We start from the raw sequence: 16,514 nt of genomic DNA, 5'->3' as shown, positions 1-16,514 counted from the left end.
GGTTTTGGGGTGGTGGTGGATGGCGCTGGGGCCCCGCCGCCCCCCCCCCCCCCCGCCGCCGCGGCGGCGCCCGCCCCCCCCCCCCCCACGGATATATCCGCGGGGTTACGTGGCGGAAACGTGGTGTCCCTAGCGTGGACGCACCGCGCCCGCCGGCTCGTCCCGCCGGCCGCGGCCCCCTCCGCCCGCACCCGCTGGAGCAGCCATGACAGACGTGACACGAGCCGCGGTGGACGCGCCCGACCTCGCCGGGCCCCACCTCGCCGGCGACGGCGTGGTCAAGCCCGGCTACCACCCCCGCCTGACGAACTCCGACCTCGCGCCGTTGCGCGAACAGCGGTGGGGTTCGTACAACTTCTTCGCGTTCTGGATGTCCGACGTGCACAGCGTCGGCGGGTACGTGACGGCGGGGAGCCTGTTCGCCCTGGGGCTCGCCGCCTGGCAGGTGCTCATCGCCCTCGTCGTGGGCATCGTGATCGTCTACCTGCTGTGCAACCTCGTGGCCCGGCCCAGCCAGGCGACGGGGGTGCCCTACCCGGTGGCCTCCCGCATCGCCTTCGGGGTGCGGGGGGCGAACGTGCCGGCCGTGATCCGCGGGGTCATCGCGGTGGCCTGGTACGGCATCCAGACGTACCTGGCCTCCAACGCGCTGGTGCTGCTGGCGCTGAAGCTCTCGCCGTCGTGGGCGCCGTACGCGGACGTGGCCCAGCACGGGTTCCTCGGCCTGAGCACGATCGGGTGGGCCGCCTACGGGACGATGTGGGTGCTGCAGGCGCTGGTGTTCTGGCGCGGCATGGAGGCGATCCGGAAGTTCATCGACTTCTGCGGGCCGGCCGTGTACGTCGTGATGTTCGCGCTCGCCGGCTACCTCGTCGCGAAGGCCGGTTTCTCGAACGTCTCGCTGAACCTGGGGTCGGTGGAGCACACCGGCTTCGCCGCCGTGGGTGTCATGGTGAGCGCGATCGCCCTGGTGGTGTCGTACTTCTCCGGCCCGATGCTCAACTACGGCGACTTCTCCCGGTACGGCCGCAGCATGGCCGCGGTGAAGAAGGGCAACTTCCTGGGCCTGCCGGTGAACTTCCTCGTGTTCGCGGTGCTGTGCGTGGTGACCGCCTCGGCCACGATCCCGGTCTACGGCGAGCTCATCACCGACCCGGTCGAGACCGTCTACCGCATCGACAGCGTCACCGCGGCCGTCATCGGGTGCCTCACGTTCATCATCGCCACCATCGGCATCAACATCGTCGCGAACTTCGTCTCCCCGGCGTTCGACTTCTCCCACGTCTCGCCGCAGCGCATCAGCTGGCGCATGGGCGGCATGATCGCCGCGGTCGGTTCCGTCCTCATCACCCCGTGGAACCTGTACAACTCGCCCGAGACCATCCACTACACGCTGGACACCCTGGGTGCCTTCATCGGGCCGCTGTACGGCGTCCTCATCGCCGACTACTACCTGGTGAAGAAGCGCGCGGTCGTCGTGGACGACCTGTACACGATGTCACCGGAGGGCGAGTACCACTACGTCAAGGGCTGGAACCCCGTGGCCGTCGGCACCACCGCCGCCGGCGCGGTCGTGGCGATGGCCGTGGTGTTCGGCGGCAGCAGCACCGCCGCCTCGTTCAGCTGGTTCATCGGCGCCGGCGTCGCCTTCCTCGGCTACCTGGCGCTGCGCAACTCCATCCCGCAGCCCGCCCCGCGGCCGGTGGGCCGGTGAGCGGGTCCGCTCCCACGGTCCTGGTGGTGAACGTCAACACCACCAGGGCCGTGACCGAGGTGATCCGCCGCGGCGCCGTGGCGGCCGCCGGGCCGGGCACCGAGGTCGTCGCCGTCACGCCGCGGTTCGGCCCGGCCTCGGTGGAGTCGAACGTCGAGAGCCACCTGTCCGCGGTGGGCGTGCTCGACGCCGTCCTCACCCACGACGGGCCCTACGACGCGGTCGTGCACGCCGGGTTCGGGGAGGTCGGCCGCGAGGCCCTGCAGGACGTCCTGGAGGTCCCCGTCGTCGACATCACCGAGGCCGCCGCGCACACCGCGTGCCTGCTGGGGCGGACCTACGGCGTCGTGACCTCGCTGGACCGCACCGCCCCCGCCATCCTCGACCGCCTGCGGCTGGCGGGGCTGGACGGGCGCTGCTCCGGAGTGCGCAGCGTGGACCTGCCGGTGCTGGAGCTGGAGGCCGACCCGGAGGTCACCGCCAAGGCGTTCGTGCAGCAGGCGCACCGCTGCGTGGAGGAGGACGGCGCGGAGGTCGTCGTGCTGGGCTGCGCGGGCATGTCCGGCCTGCACGACGCCGTCGCCTCCGCGCTGCACGTCCCCGTCGTGGACGGCGTGGCCGCCGCGGTGCGGCTGGCGGAGTCCCTGGTGGCCCTGGGGCTGAGGACGTCCAAGGTCCGCAGCTACGCTCCGCCGCGGACCAAGCAGGTGCGGGGGTGGCCGTGGCCGGCCCCCGCGGTGGGCGACGCGGGAGGTCGGTCGGATGGGGTGGGCCCCGACGCCGGGGGGCGCCGCTGACGCGCGGCCGGTGCTCACCGCGATCCGTCGCGACATCGTCGAGGGCCTCGTCCCACCCGGGGCCGTGCTGGAGGTGGACGTCCTCGCCGCCGAGCACGACGTCAGCCGCATCCCCGTGCGCGAGGCCCTCATGACGCTGGTGGGCGAGGGGCTGGTGGAGCACCGTCCCCGGCGCGGGTACACGGTGACGCGGCTGGCCGACGGCGAGCTGGCGGAGCTGTTCTCGGTGCGCGGGGCGCTGGAGCTGGCGGCACTGGCCGTGGCGGTGCGGCACGTCACCGCCGAGGACGTCGCCGCCGCGTCGGCGGCCCACGAGGCGCTGCAGCGCGCGGTGCGCGACGGAGACGAGCGCGGGTACCACCGCTCCTCGCGGGCGTTCCACGCGGCGCTGACCAGGCCGTCGGGGATGCCGCGCCTGCTGGGGGTCTTCGACCGCGTCTGGGACCTCACCGACCCCTACCGGCCCATGGACGACCTCGGTGCGCAGGAGGCGGCCCGGTTGCACGCCGAGCACGGTGCGATGCTGGCCGCCTTCACCGCCGGGGACGCGGCGACGCTGCTCGCCGAGGCCGCAGCCCACCAGGAGAACCTCTCCGCCCGCGTGCGGGGCCGGGAGTTCGCCCCGCAGGCCCCGCCCGCACCGCTGCGGCGGGCGCGGCGCAGGACCGGCACGAACGGCACGAACGGCACGACCAGCGAGGAGGACGAGTGAACGAGGAGCACCCCGGGACCGGCCGGGTGGACCTGGTGGTGCGGGCGTCGCGCGCCGTCGTCGACGGCTCGCAGCGGGCCCTCTCGCTGGGGGTGCGGGAGGGGCGGATCGCCGGCCTCGCCGGCCGTGACGCCCCCTGGCGCGCGGACCGCGAACTCGTCCTCGCCGACGACGAGGTGCTGCTGCCGGGCCTGGTCGACACCCACGTGCACGTCAACGAACCGGGCCGCACCGAGTGGGAGGGTTTCGCCTCCGCCACGCGCGCGGCCGCCGCCGGTGGCATCACCACGATCCTCGACATGCCGCTCAACAGCGTCCCGGCGACGCTCGACCCGGTGGCCCTGGAGGTCAAGCGGTCCGCCGCTGCGGGCCGGTGCGCCGTGGACGTGGGTTTCTGGGGCGGGGCGGTGCCGGCGAACCTCGACGAGCTCGTGCCGCTGCTGCGGGCCGGTGCGTTCGGCGTCAAGTGCTTCCTGCTCGACTCCGGCGTGGCGGAGTTCCCCCCGCTGGACCCGGCGGGGCTGGAGGAGGCGATGACGCGTCTGGCCGCCGTCGATGGCCTGCTGCTCGTGCACGCCGAGGACGCCGCCGGGATCGCGGCGGCGGCGCACCCCGGCGGGCCGGTGTTCGCGGACTTCGTCGCCTCCCGCCCGCCGTCCGCGGAGGCCGCCGCGGTGCGCGCGGTGGTGCGGGCCGCGGTGCGCACCGGCGCCCGTGCCCACGTGGTGCACCTGTCCTCGGCGGCCGGCCTGGCGGAGGTCGCCGCGGCCAAGGCCGCCGGGGCGCGCGTCAGCGTGGAGACCTGCCCGCACTACCTCGTGCTGGACGCCGCCGAGGTCCCCGACGGGGCCACGCCGTTCAAGTGCTGCCCGCCGATCCGCGACCGCGCCGAGCAGGACGCCCTGTGGGCGGGGCTGCTGGACGGCACGATCGACTGCGTCGTGTCCGACCACTCGCCGTGCACCGCGGAGCTGAAGCGCCTGGACACCGGGGACTTCGGTGCCGCGTGGGGCGGGATCGCGTCGGTGCAGATCGGGTTGCCGGTGGTGTGGACCGCCGCCCGGGAGCGGGGGGTGGCGCTGCCGACGGTCGTGTCGTGGATGTCCTCGGCGACCGCGGACCTGGCCGGGCTGGGCGACCGGGGGCGTCTCGCCGCCGGGTGCGTCGCGGACTTCGCCGTGTTCGCGCCCGACGAGGTGTGGACGGTGCGTGCCGCGGACCTGCACCACCGCAACCCCGTCACGCCCTACGAGGGGCGTGCGCTGACCGGCGCGGTGCGCTCCACCTGGCGGCGGGGCGAGCGCATCGGCGACGAGCCCCGCGGGGAACTGCTGCGCGCCCCGGTCCGCACCGCCGCCGGAGGCTGACCCGTCAGCGGTGCGGGCTCGCCTGCGCCCCGCTCAACTGCCCGGTGAGGTCGATCACCCGGCGCGGGGGTTGCGGGGCGTCGAGGAACACCACGTCCGGGGCTGCCCGCTCCCGGACCGCGTGCGACCGCCGGGGTGCCGGCCGGTGGTAGGTGCGGACCCCCGCGGCCACCGCCAGCACGCCGGCGGCGGCGCGCACGGTGGCGGTGGGCAGGCCGGTGGCGTCGGCCACCTGCTCGGCCGTCAGCGCACCGCGGTGGGTGCGGTACCAGTTCCGCAGGTGCTCCAGGACGGTGCGCTCCTCGGGGCTGAGCTCGGGCACGGGAACCTCCGACGTGGTGCGGCGGGTCGCACGGGGGCGTGTGCCGCGGAGTACCCCCGAAACCGTGGTCCCAACCCTCCTGCCGCGGGAACCCCCGGGTGGGCGCCGGGGAACGTCACCCGTCCTCCACCGCCAGCTCGGCCCAGACCGTCTTGCCGTCGCCCTCCACCGTGACGCCCCAGTCGTCGGCGACGGCCTCCACGATGCCGAGCCCGCGCCCGCCCAGGGCGTCGGCGTCGGCGTGCCGTTCGCGCGGGTGGCGGGTGGAGCGGTCCTGCACGCTGATGGTCAGGCGCTGCGCACCGCGGTCGTAGCGCAGCAGCACCCCGGTCGCGCAGTCGGTGTGCACGAGCGCGTTGGTGACCAGTTCGCTCAGCACGAGTTCCGCCTCGTCCAGCAGGTCGGTGGCGCTCCAGGCGTTCAGCGCGGTCCGCAGGAAGGTGCGCGCCTGCGCCACCGCGCGCACGTCCGCGGGCAGCGGCAGGTTCGCCTCCTCCAGCTCGGCGCTGGGGCCGGCGTACTCCAGCACGAGCATGGCCGCGTCGTCGTCGAGGCGGTGCGGGATGCTCGCCATGATGCGGTCGGCCAGTTCCTCGCAGGCTGCGCCGGGCGCGGCGGCGGCGACGGTGCGGCGCAGCGACTCCACGCCCGCGTCCAGCTGGTCGGCGCGCGACTCCACGACGCCGTCGGTGTAGAGGACGACGCGGCTGCGCCCGCGCAGGCGGTGCGCGGCGGTGGGGAAGGTGGCCGCGCGGTCCACGCCCAGGGGCGGGCCCGGTTCGACGTCCATTTCGCGCAGGCCGGCGGCGTCGGCGACCAGGGGTGCGGGGTGCCCGGCGGTCGCGACGGTGACGGCCCCGGACTCCTGGTCCAGCCGCACCAGGCAGCAGGTGGCGAACAGCTCCTCGGCCTGGTCGACCAGCAGCCGGTTGGTGCGCTCCAGCGCGGCGCCCGGACCGTGGCCCTCGGTCACGTACGCGCGCACGGCCGTGCGCAGCTGCCCCATGAGCCCGGCGGCGGTCGTGCTGTGGCCCTGCACGTCGCCGATGACGAACACGACGCCGTCGTCGACGGCGATCGCGTCGTACCAGTCGCCGCCGACCTCGGCGCCGACCACGGCCGGCTGGTAGCGCACCGCGACGGCCACCCGCTCCAGGGTGGGCAGCCGCTGCGGCAGCAGGCCGCGCTGGAGGGTGCGGGCCAGGTCGGTGAGCGCGGCGACCGAGCCGGCGAGGTTCTCCCGGGCGGCGCGCTCGGCGTCGAGCAGCTGGGCGCGCTCCAGGGCGAGGGACACCTGCGCGGCGACGCTGGAGAAGAGCGCCACCTCGTCGTCGCGGGGGTCGTCGTCGTCCCAGTTGACGATGAGCGCGCCGAGGGCGCGGCCGCTGCGCTCGACGAGGGGGACGGCGAGGCTGGAGCGCACCACGCCGGGGTCCAGGCCGCGCAGACCGGCGTAGCGGGCGGCGTCGGCGCGCGTGAAGGTGACGGGGGCGCGGGTGCGCACCGCCTCGGTGACCGGGGTGCCGGCGTCGGTGGCGAGGTTGCTGAGCGCGGCGACCAGCTCCGGCGGCAGCGGCGGGTAGCCGTGGCCGACGAGCACGCCGCGGGAGTCGTCGAGCAGGTACAGGGCCGCGGAGACGCAGCCGGTGGCCTCTGCGACGGCGCGCGGCACGGAGCCGGTGATGTCGACCGTGGTGGCGCTGGTGGACAGCAGCGCGGTGATGCGCTGCAGGAGCGCGGTGCGGGCCGCTGCGGCTGCGGCGGCGGCCTCGCGGTCCTCGGCCAGCTCGCGGGCGGCGCGCTGCTCGCCGAGCAGGAGGGCGTTGTCGACGGCGATGCCGGCGCCCCGGGCCGCTGACACGGCCGCGGCCTCGGCGTCCTCGTCGAAGCGGCCGGGGTCGGCGTGGCCGAAGAGCATGGCGCCGATGACGCGACCGCCGTTGGAGGTGACGGGCACGGCGAGGTAGCTGCGCACGGGCCGGTGGTGGCGGGGCAGGCCCCCGGTGGTGCCGTGGCCGTAGCGGGGGTCGGCGGCCAGGTCGTCGATGCGCACCGGGTCGGCCCCGGTGAAGGTCGGCGCGAACAGGGGGGTGTGCCGCACCGGCTCGGTGGCGGGGAACTCGTCCGCGCGGGCGCCGGACAGGGTGAACAGGTCCAGCCGGTCGCCGTGCTCGTCGCGGTCGTGGTAGAAGAACGCGCCGTACTGGGCGCCGGTGACGTCGGTGGCGGCCACGGTGGCGGCGTGCAGGATGGCGCGCAGGTCGGTGCCGTGCCGCAGGGACAGCGTGGTGACGTGCAGGAGCGTCTGGTGCTCTCGCCGTCGGTCAGCCACCCTTGGAGCTTACTTCCTGTTAACGAACGACTACTCCATGCTGCTGGGAGGGGCGGTCGAGCTGCGCACCACCAGCTCCGTCGCCAGCTCCACCCGCGGGTGCGGAACCTCCCGGCCGTCCGCCAGGTCCAGCAGCGTGCGGGCCGCCGCCGCACCCATCTCCGCCAGCGGCTGACGCACGGTCGTCAGCGGGGGCGAGGCCCAGGTCGCCAGGTCCAGGTCGTCGAAGCCGACCACGCTGAGGTCCTCCGGGACCCGCAGCCCCCGGCGCCGCACCGCCTCGTAGACGCCCAGGGCCATCTGGTCGCTGGCGGCGAAGACCGCCGTGGGCGGCTCGGCCAGGTCCAGCAGCGCCTGCGCCTGGTGCAGCCCCGACTCCTGCCGGAAGTCGCCCTCGCGCACCAGCTGCGGGTCCAGGGCCAGCCCGGCCGCCTCCAGGGCCGCGCGGTGCCCGTCCAGCCGCGCCCGGCTGCACAGCAGGTGGGCGGGGCCGCCCAGGTGCGCGATGCGCCGGTGCCCCAGCTGCACGAGGTGGCCGGCCGCGGCCATCCCGCCGGCCCAGTTCGTGGCCCCCACGCTCGGCACGCCCACCGGGGGCAGGCCGGCCGGGTCCACGACCACCAGCGGGACGGAGCTGTCGCGCAGCAGCGGGCCGAGGTCCTGCTGCAGGTCGGAGGTCACCAGCAGGACGCCGTCGCTGGCGCGGCGGTGCAGGTTCTGCAGCCACGCCTCGGCCGACGACGTGCGCCCGTGCACGGCCGAGACGACCGTCCCGGCGCCCGCGGCGTGCGCGACCTCCTCCACCCCGCGGATGATCTCCACCGCCCAGGGGGAGTCGAGGTCGTCGAAGACGAGGTCCAGCAGGAAGGCGCGCGAGCGCCGCGGCCCGCGCTGCACGCGGTACCCGTGGTGGCGCAGCAGCGCCTCGACCCTCTCCCGGGTCGCCGCAGCCACGTCGTCGCGCCCGTTGACGACGCGGGAGACGGTGGGCACCGACACGCCCGCCTCGCGGGCGATGTCGGTGATCGTCACGTGGTGGGTGCTGGAGTCGGGCACGCCCCGAACGGTAGCCGTCACCGGCGCCGTCCGGGGGCGCGCCCGCGCTCAGCGCCTCCTCCTCAGCGCTTGCCCCGCACGGAGCGCAGGGTGTCCTGCAGCGCGTGGTAGGCGGGCTTGCGCTCGTAGTCCTCCGTCATGACGGTGGCCGAACCCTCCGCGGGGAAGAACACCGGCACCCAGGAGTACCGGTCGGTGAAGCCCCAGATGGTGAAGGAGTTGCAGGTGTCCACACCCAGGCAGGCCTGCAGGGCGCGGCGGTAGTAGTCGGCCTGCTGCGCCTGCTGGGCGGCGGTCGGCTCACCCCCCTCCGGCAGGTCCATCCGCACGTCCAGCTCGGTGATGGCGGTCTCCAGGCCGAGGTCCGCGAAGCGCTGCAGGTTCGCCTGCAGGTCGCCGGGGAACCCGTAACGGGTGCTCAGGTGGCTCTGGGGGGCGAACCCGTGGACCGGGACGCCGTCGGCCTTGAGGTCCTGGATGAGCGCGTAGTAGGCGTCGCTCTTGGCGTTGATGCTCTCCACGCCGTAGTCGTTGAAGAACAGCTTCGCGCGCGGGTCCGCCTCGTGGGCCCAGCGGAAGGCGTCGGCGACGATCCCCGGCCCCAGTTCGCGGATCCAGATGTTCTCCTCGCGGTACTCGCCGTTCTCGTCGAAGATCTCGTTGGCGACGTCCCACTGCTGGATGCGGCCCGCGTAGCGGCCGACGACCGTCGTGATGTGCTCGTGGAGGATCTCGCGCAGCTCCTCGTCCGAGAAGTCACCCTCCTCCAGCCAGGCGGGGTTCTGGCTGTGCCACAGCAGGGTGTGGCCGCGCACGACCTGGCGGTTCTCCTGCGCGTAGCGCACGATCGCGTCCGCCGGGTAGAAGTTGTAGAAGTCGCGGGTGGGGTGGATGTACTCCCACTTCATCTGGTTCTCCGCCGACAGCGAGTTGAACTCGCGCGCCATGCGGTCGCGGTACTCGACGTCGTAGGCGAAGGGGTCGGCGTAGGGCTGCTCGGCGTGGTGGCCGCCGCCGGCGACCGCGGTCCCGATGAAGAACCCCTTCGGGGCGGCGTCGCGCAGGGTGTCGCGGCCGTGGTGGCCGCGGTCGGCGCGCTCGGTGGTGGCGTGCTCGGCGGCCGGTGCCGGTGCGGCGGCGGCCGGGACGACGGCGGCGGTCAGGGCCAGCGGCACGGCCGCCAGGGCGGTGGTGATCCGGGGGAGCCGGAAGGGGGTGCGGGGGGTGCGGGCACGACGCATGCGTGTCTCCTCGGCTTCATCGCCAGGGTTCCGGAAGCGTTCCGGAAGCGGGTGCCGTGGACTCTAGGCAAGCGCACAGGAAGCGTCAACCCGTCGTGGCGGCGTCGTGGTCCCCCCCGCCGGCGCCACCCACCCCGCCCATCCGCGGTGATCTTGCGAGCGTGAGCGTTCAACCGCGCAAGATCACCGTGGAGCTTCTGGCAGAGGGTTCCCGGAGGGGGGCTACCGGAGCGCGCGGCGCAGGAGTTCCAGCTCGTCCAGCAGCGTCCCGGCCGGCAGCACCACCCGCAGGTCCGCGCGCTCGCCCGCGGGCAGCCGCAGCGGCACCTCCACGTCCGCCCACGAACCTGCCGGCAGCGCGGCGCGGCCCGCCGGCAGCCACGCCCCGGACGCGCCGCGCACCTGCACCAGCACCTCCTCGCCGGGGCGTTCCGCCCGGGCGCAGCAGCGCAGCGCGCCGACCCCGGCGGCGGCGCACCCGGAGAACTCCAGCCGCCCGCCCCAGCCCGGCAGCGCGGCGCGGACCACCGTGCGCCCCGTCCCGTCGCGCGGCACCAGCTCCACCCCCTCGCAGGCGTCGAATGCGCTGGCGCGCAGGAGTTCGCGCGGTGGCACCGGCTCGCCCTCGACCACCAGCGGCAGTTCCACGCGCACGTCCTCGGCGGAGGAACCCACCAGCAGGTGGTACGTGCCCGGCAGCACCCGGGTCTCCTCGCGCGCCACGTCCCGCACCGCCAGCCGGTCCACCGCCACGTCGATCGCCACCGTGGTGCGGGAACCCGGCTCCACGCGCACCCGCCGGTGCGCCAGCAGCCGGCGGCGCGGGAACGGCACCGCCAGCCCCGGTGCCGTCGCGTGCACCTGCACCAGTTCCACCACGGCGCGCCCGCCGTCGTTGACCAGGTCGACGTCCACCCGCACCCGCTGCCCCGCGGTCGTCGCAGCCGCGGCGGCGCGCGCACCGGCGTAGGTGACCTCGCCGTACCCGAGGCCGTGACCGAGGGGGAAGAGCACCCCGCGCTCACCCCACGCGTACCCCGCCCCGCGGGTCACGTCGTCGTGGTCGACCGGGTCCGGCAGGACGGCGTCCTCGCGGAACCACGTCTGCGGCAGCCGCCCGGAGGGTTCGACGTCGCCGAGCAGCACGTCGGCCAGGCCGTGCCCGAGCTCCTGCCCGGCGTGGCTGGACCAGGCGACGGCACCGACCTCGTCGAGCAACCCGCCCAGCGCGTACGGGTAGGACGAGACCAGGACGAGCACGCAGCCCGGCGCCTCCTCGCGCACCGCCCGCACCAGTTCCGCGCTCGCGTGCGGCAGGGCCAGGCTCGCGCGGTCCTGCGTCTCGCGGCCCCCGACGTGCGGGTCGTTGCCCACCACGACGACGACGTGGTCGGCGCGCGCGGCGGCCTCAGCGGCGGCCGCCGCGCCGCTGCGGTGGGTGCGCACGACGAACCGCGCGGCCGCGCAGCGGTCCACGGCCTCCGCCGACAGGGCCCCCGTGGTGGGGTCCACGACGACCCAGCGCCCCGTGCCCTCGTGGCGCAGCGCGCACGTGCCGCCGTCGGCCTCCAGGTGGAACGTCTCCTGCACCACCCAGCCGCCGATCCGGTCGGCCGCGGCGGCGAGGACGCCGTCGGCGTTCGTGACCAGCCGGCCGGACGCGGCGTGCCGCAGCGTCACCACCCCGTCGGCCCACTCGGTGACGTCGAAGCGGGCCCCGTCGCCCGCCCGGCCCGCGGTGGCCAGCAGGGCGCCGTCCGCGGCGGCTTCGACGAAGCGGTCCGAGGCGGTGTGCCGCAGGCTGATCCGGTCGCTGCCGTCGGCCACCTCCACCGCGCCCTCGCCGAACCGCTCGCGCAGTGCCGTGGCCAGGCCGGTCGCGGCGGTCGGCGTGCCGCTGTACCAGTCGGTGAGCACGACGTCGGCCAGCGGGCCGACGACCGCCACCGTCCCGGTCGCCGGCAGCGGCAGCACCCGGTCGCGGTCGCGCAGCAGCACCACCCCCGCCGCGGCGGCCTCGCGGGCCAGCGCCACGTGCTCGGCGCGCCCGACGTCCTGCGGGCGCACGTCGGCGTAGGGGCGCTCCTCGCCGGGGACGTCCTCGTCGAACTCCCCGGTGCGCACGCGCAGCGTCAGCAGCCGGCGCACGGCCGCGTCGACGTCGGCCCGCGTCAGCTCCCCCCGCTCCAGCGCCGTGCGCAGCGCCCGCAGCGTGGGCGCCGGGTCGTCGCCGTCGTCGGTGAAGGAGTCCACGCCCGCCCGCACCGCGGCCGCGTCGGCGGTGGCGAGGTCGGGCGCCCACCGCTCCAGCCGGACGAGGTTGCCGGGCGCGCCGGCGTCGGTGACGACGGCCAGGGCGTCGGGGTCGCCCGCCCAGGCGCGCAGGTGCTCGCGCACCAGGGGGCTGACGTGCGCGGGCACCCCGTCGACGAGGTTGTAGGCGAGCATCGCGGCGCCCACCACGCCGGCCTCGACCGGGCCGCGGAACGCGGGCAGCTCCAGCTCGTGCAGCACCCGCTCGCGCACCTGCACCGACGCGGTCGCCCGCCACGGCTCGCCGTCGTACGCCAGGAAGTGCTTGAGGGTGGGGACGGTCTGCCACACCCGCGGATGGTCCCCGCGCAGGCCCGCCGCGTAGGCGGTGGCCAGTTCCGCGGTCAGGTGCGGGTCCTCGCTGAAACCCTCCTCGTTGCGGCCCCACAGCGGGTTGCGCAGCGGGTTCACCACCGGTGCCCACACGTTCAGGCTCACGTCCGGGTCGGTGAGCTTCTTGGCGCGCACCTCCCGGCCCACCGCCGCCCCGACGCGGCGCAGCAGGTCGGCGTCCCAGGTGGCGGCCAGCCCCACGGTCTGCGGGAACACCGTCGCCGGCCCCAGCCAGGCCACCCCGTGGGCCGCCTCGGTGCCGGTGCGGAAGGCGGCCAGCCCCAGGCGGGGGACCGCCGGGGCGTGCTGGTGCAGCATCGCCAGGCGCTCGTCGGCGTCCAGGCGGGCCAGCAGGTCGTCCACGCGCTCGCGCAGGGGCAGGCGGGTGTCGCGGAACGGCAGGGTCATCGTCGGTCCCTTCGCGTCGAAGCGCTTGCACCGTAGTCGCCGAGGCGACCCGCCGCCACCACTCCCTCGGTGATTCATCTGATGACTTTTTCCGCCAGCTTCTTGTCATCCTCGGTGACCGGTCGTACGGTGGCATTGATCGAAGCGCTTCGACCGGCAACGACGCCCCGTCGCGAGGTTGCGACCCCGAGCCGGCGCCGATCGACGTCCGACATGAAGGAGTGTGGACAGGATGGACCAGCACACCCGCCCCGCGGGGGCTCCCGAGGGCACCCGCCCGGGCCCGGCCCGGCGCTCCGTGCTCGGCACGGTCGCCGTCGGCACGGCGCTCGCGGCCCTGCCGGGCGGCCTGGCGGCGTGCACCTCCAGCGAGGGGGCCGGCGCGCCGCCGCTGGAGGGGCCGCTGTCCGAGGCGGAACTTGCCGCAGTCCTGCCCGCCTACCGGCCGCTCACCCTCGCCGAGCCCGACATCCCCGGCGTCGACGGCTCCACCCCCGGCTACACCACCGTCCCCGCGACCCTCGTGAAGTCCGTGGAGGGCGTCCCCGGTTCCGGCGGCACCTACACCGCGATGAGCCCCGCCTGGTGGACCACCCCGCCCGGGATCGACGACAACGCCTACTTCCAGGCCGTCAACGAGGCCCTCGGGGCCACCGTCGAGTTCCAGGTCAGCGACGGCAACACCTACGCCGACAAGCTGCAGGCCGTGCTGGCCTCCCCCAAGGACGTGCCGGACTGGGTCGTCATCCCCACCTGGAACGTCCCCCCGCGCTTCGACCAGGGCGTCAGCGCCCTCTTCGCCGACCTCACCGACCACCTCGCCGGCGACAAGGTCCTCAAGTACCCGAACCTGGCGAACCTGCCCACCGACGCGTGGAAGTACTGCGTCTTCAACGGCCGCCTCTACGGCCTGCCCTACCCCGGTGAGCTCATCGGCAACGCCCTGTTCTACCGCCGCGACGTCTTCGGCCAGCTCGGTCTCGCCGCCCCCACCAGCGCCGAGGAACTCCTGCAGGTCGCCAAGGACGCCACCGACCCCGCCGCCCGCCGCTGGGGTTGCGAGGACATCTGGGACGGGGCGCAACTGCTGTTCGCCTGCACGGACTGGACGGTGCAGGACGGGAAGCTCCTCAGCCGCTTCGAGACCCAGAACTACCGCGACGCGATCGAGTTCATGCGCGAGCTGTTCGCCTCCGGCGCCGTGCACCCCGACGCCGTCGCCGGCAACTCCCAGCAGGCCAAGGACCGTTTCGAGTCCGGTCAGACGGTCATCTCCGCCGACGGCCTCGGCGGCTGGCACGAGGCCCTGGCCCGGGTGCTGCCCTCCAACCCCTCCTACGACCAGCAGCCGATGGACTGGTTCGCCCCCGACGGCGGCGCCCCGACGCTCTACAAGGGCCAGCCGGTCAGCATCTTCAGCTTCCTCAAGAAGACCGACGACGCCGCCGCCATCGACGAGATGCTCGCACTGGCGAACTTCATCGCCGCCCCGTTCGGTTCGGAGGAGTTCCAGCTCGTCAACTACGGCACCGAGGGCGTAACCTTCGAACGGGACGCCTCCGGCGCCCCTGCCCTCAACGAGCGCGGCGCCACCGAGGTCACCTCCACCTACGGCTTCCTCGTCAGCCCGCCCATCGTCAACGCCAAGGTGCAGTTCCCGCAGTACGTGCGCGACTTCTGCGACTGGATGGCGCGGCAGGCCCCGCACGTCGTCGAACCGGTCTTCTACGGCCAGCAGATCCAGGACCCCAGCCAGTACAGCTCGCTGGGCAAGCCGTTCGACGACCTCGCCAAGGACATCATCCGCGGCCGCAGCGACATGTCCGCCCTCGACGCCGCCGTCGAGGACTGGCGCAACTCCGGGGGAGATGAGCTGCGCGCCTACCGGGAGAAGTTCCTCACCGGCGACGAGGAGAGCTGACCGTGGCCTCGGGGACCCGTCTGGAACCGCCGCGCGAGAAGCGCGGCGGGGACCGGCCCGGTGCGCCGCGGGCGGCGGAGGCGGCCCAGTCGCGGAGGAACAGGATGGGGCACCTGGCCCGCCTGCGCCGCGATCGCAGCCTGCTGATCATGTGCCTGCCGATGGTGGGGTTGCTGCTCGTCTTCGCCTACGTCCCCATGGCGGGCAACGTCGTCGCCTGGCAGGACTACTCCCCGTTCACCGGCATCCGCGCCAGCCCGTACGTGGGGTGGGCGAACTTCGAGCGCGTGTTCTCCGACCCCTCGTTCTGGTCGGCGGTGCGCAACACCCTCACGATCACCGCGTTCCAGCTGGTGTTCTTCTTCCCGGTGCCGATCGCGTTGGCCCTGCTGCTCAACAGCGTGCTCAGCAGCAAGGTCCGCGTCAGCGTGCAGTCGATCGTGTACCTGCCGCACTTCTTCTCCTGGGTGCTGGTGGTCTCGATCTTCCAGCAGGTCCTGGGCGGGGCCGGGCTGCTGAACCGCGTCCTGGAGGCCGCGGGGTTCTCCGGCGTGGACATCGTCACCAACCCCGACACGTTCCTCTTCCTCATCACGTCCCAGGCGGTCTGGAAGGACGCCGGCTGGGGGATCATCGTGTTCCTCGCGGCGCTGGCCGCGGTGAACCCGTCCCTCTACGAGGCCGCGGCGATGGACGGGGCGAACCGGTGGCGGCGCATGTGGCACATCACGCTGCCGGCGCTGAAGCCCGTCATCGTGCTGCTGCTCATCCTCCGCCTCGGCGACTCCCTCACCGTCGGCTTCGAGCAGCTCATCCTGCAGCGCGACGCCGTCGGGCAGGGCGTGGCGGAGGTCCTCGACACGTTCGTCTACTACCGCGGCGTCCGCAACGGCGACTGGAGCTACGCCGCGGCCGCCGGCCTGGTCAAGGGCATCGTCAGCCTGGTCCTGGTGCTGGCCGCCAACAAGGTCGCGCACCTGTTCGGTGAGCAGGGGGTGTACTCGAAGCGATGAGCGTCACCGAGAACGTCAACGGGGCGGCCCCGGTCCCCGAGGAGAGGCTGCGCGCGCGCACCTCCACCCGCCCGCCGTGGGACGAGGAACCCACCGTCGCCGGCAAGGGCCTCAAGGGCCTGGCCCTGGTGCTCATCTGCGCGGCCGTGCTGGTGCCGCTCTACACCGTGCTCCTCACCAGCCTGTCCACCCAGAGCACCATCACGCGGGCCGGTGGGCTGGTGCTCGTCCCCGGCGAGCTCACGCTGGACGCCTACCGCCAGGTCCTCAGCGGCGGGGTCGTCACCCGCGCCGTGCTGGTCAGCGTCGGCATCACGACGGTGGGCACCGCGGTGAGCATGTTCGTGTCGGTGCTGGGCGCCTACGGGCTCTCGCGCCCCGGTTCCTACGGGCACCGGACGATCCTGTTCACCCTGCTCATCACCATGTTCTTCGGCGCCGGGATGATCCCGACCTACCTGCTGGTCAGCAACCTCGGGCTCATCGACAGCTACTGGTCGCTGATCCTGCCCACCGCCGTGTCGGCGTTCAACGTCCTGCTGCTGCGCGGGTTCTTCACCGGGATCGACGCCTCGCTCATCGACTCCGCGCGCATCGACGGCGCCGGGGACTGGCGGATCCTCACGCTGATCGTGCTGCCGATGTCCAAGGCCGTCACCGCGGTCATCGCGCTGTTCTACGCCGTCGGCTACTGGAACGCGTTCTTCCAGGCCACGCTCTACATCAACGACTCCACCAAGCAGCCGCTGCAGGTGGTGCTGCGGTCGTTCGTGCTGCAGGGCGTGGACGTCCCCGGCGCTCTGGACGTCGGCTCGGGGCAGGTGGCGAGCCTGGCGGTCCAGATGGCCGTCGTGGTCATCGCCATCGTGCCGGTGCTGCTCGTGTACCCGTTCGTGCAGAAGCACTTCAGCTCCGGCGTGATGATCGGCGCCGTCAAGGGCTGAACCCCGCGAACCCCCCTCCGGCGCCCCGCGGCCTCAGCCGC

12 protein-coding genes are annotated in these 16,514 nt (G+C 74.3%); 7 read left to right on the top strand and 5 right to left on the bottom strand.

The window, feature by feature from the left end:
* Positions 1 to 205: 205 nt before the first annotated feature.
* The 4 genes from ACRYM0_RS16815 to allB are packed head-to-tail and all read left to right on the top strand — an operon-like array spanning position 206 to position 4,590.
* On the top strand, positions 206 to 1,714 hold the full coding sequence (locus tag ACRYM0_RS16815; RefSeq protein WP_432506959.1) for an NCS1 family nucleobase:cation symporter-1: 1,509 nt from the start codon (positions 206 to 208) through the stop codon (positions 1,712 to 1,714).
* Positions 1,711 to 2,511, top strand: coding sequence for an aspartate/glutamate racemase family protein (locus tag ACRYM0_RS16810; protein WP_432506958.1), 801 nt, complete (start codon positions 1,711 to 1,713; stop codon positions 2,509 to 2,511). The genes ACRYM0_RS16815 and ACRYM0_RS16810 overlap by 4 nt, the downstream gene beginning before the upstream one ends.
* Before the next feature lie 10 nt (positions 2,512 to 2,521).
* Entirely contained in the window at positions 2,522 to 3,223 is a 702-nt protein-coding gene (locus ACRYM0_RS16805; RefSeq protein ID WP_432506957.1) for a GntR family transcriptional regulator, read from the top strand.
* Positions 3,220 to 4,590, top strand: a complete 1,371-nt coding sequence (allB, locus tag ACRYM0_RS16800) for an allantoinase AllB (protein WP_432506956.1) — start codon at positions 3,220 to 3,222, stop codon at positions 4,588 to 4,590. Before ACRYM0_RS16805 ends, allB begins: the two co-directional genes overlap by 4 nt.
* 4 nt (positions 4,591 to 4,594) lie before the next feature.
* Here allB and ACRYM0_RS16795 read toward each other — a convergent pair whose 3' ends face one another.
* The 5 genes from ACRYM0_RS16795 to ACRYM0_RS16775 form a co-directional block, all read right to left on the bottom strand.
* Positions 4,595 to 4,912 carry a hypothetical protein gene (locus ACRYM0_RS16795; protein WP_432506955.1) on the bottom strand — a complete coding sequence of 106 codons (318 nt, stop codon included), beginning with the start codon at positions 4,910 to 4,912 and terminating at the stop codon, positions 4,595 to 4,597.
* 115 nt (positions 4,913 to 5,027) lie between these two features.
* Positions 5,028 to 7,244: a SpoIIE family protein phosphatase gene (locus ACRYM0_RS16790; RefSeq protein WP_432506954.1), complete on the bottom strand. Its 2,217-nt coding sequence runs from the start codon at positions 7,242 to 7,244 to the stop codon at positions 5,028 to 5,030.
* A 30-nt stretch (positions 7,245 to 7,274) separates the two neighbouring features.
* Complete coding sequence (locus ACRYM0_RS16785; RefSeq protein WP_432506953.1) at positions 7,275 to 8,300, bottom strand: LacI family DNA-binding transcriptional regulator; 1,026 nt, start codon at positions 8,298 to 8,300, stop codon at positions 7,275 to 7,277.
* Between the two features lie 62 nt (positions 8,301 to 8,362).
* Entirely contained in the window at positions 8,363 to 9,541 is a 1,179-nt protein-coding gene (locus ACRYM0_RS16780) for an endo-1,4-beta-xylanase (protein WP_432506952.1), read from the bottom strand.
* A 222-nt stretch (positions 9,542 to 9,763) separates the two neighbouring features.
* A complete protein-coding gene (locus tag ACRYM0_RS16775) occupies positions 9,764 to 12,595 on the bottom strand; it encodes a beta-glucosidase family protein (RefSeq protein ID WP_432506951.1) in 2,832 nt (943 codons plus the stop codon).
* A gap of 232 nt (positions 12,596 to 12,827) precedes the next feature.
* Here ACRYM0_RS16775 and ACRYM0_RS16770 point away from each other — a divergent pair, with 232 nt between their 5' ends.
* Genes ACRYM0_RS16770 through ACRYM0_RS16760 form a run of 3 tightly spaced genes read left to right on the top strand, consistent with a single transcriptional unit; the run spans position 12,828 to position 16,473 of the window.
* The gene (locus ACRYM0_RS16770) at positions 12,828 to 14,516 is read left to right on the top strand and encodes an extracellular solute-binding protein (protein WP_432506950.1); all 1,689 of its coding nucleotides are present in this window, start codon (positions 12,828 to 12,830) and stop codon (positions 14,514 to 14,516) included.
* Positions 14,517 to 14,518: 2 nt separating this feature from the next.
* Positions 14,519 to 15,529, top strand: coding sequence for an ABC transporter permease (locus tag ACRYM0_RS16765; RefSeq protein ID WP_432506949.1), 1,011 nt, complete (start codon positions 14,519 to 14,521; stop codon positions 15,527 to 15,529).
* Positions 15,526 to 16,473 (top strand): carbohydrate ABC transporter permease, encoded by a 948-nt coding sequence (locus tag ACRYM0_RS16760; RefSeq protein WP_432506947.1) that lies wholly within the window; start codon positions 15,526 to 15,528, stop codon positions 16,471 to 16,473. The genes ACRYM0_RS16765 and ACRYM0_RS16760 overlap by 4 nt, the downstream gene beginning before the upstream one ends.
* Positions 16,474 to 16,514: the final 41 nt, after the last annotated feature.

The organism is Kineococcus arenarius subsp. arenarius (genome assembly GCF_050871845.1).
Classification (GTDB): Bacteria; Actinomycetota; Actinomycetes; order Actinomycetales; family Kineococcaceae; genus Kineococcus.
Note: the sequence above shows the minus strand (reverse complement) of the source record. Positions and strands in the feature narration are given on the sequence as shown.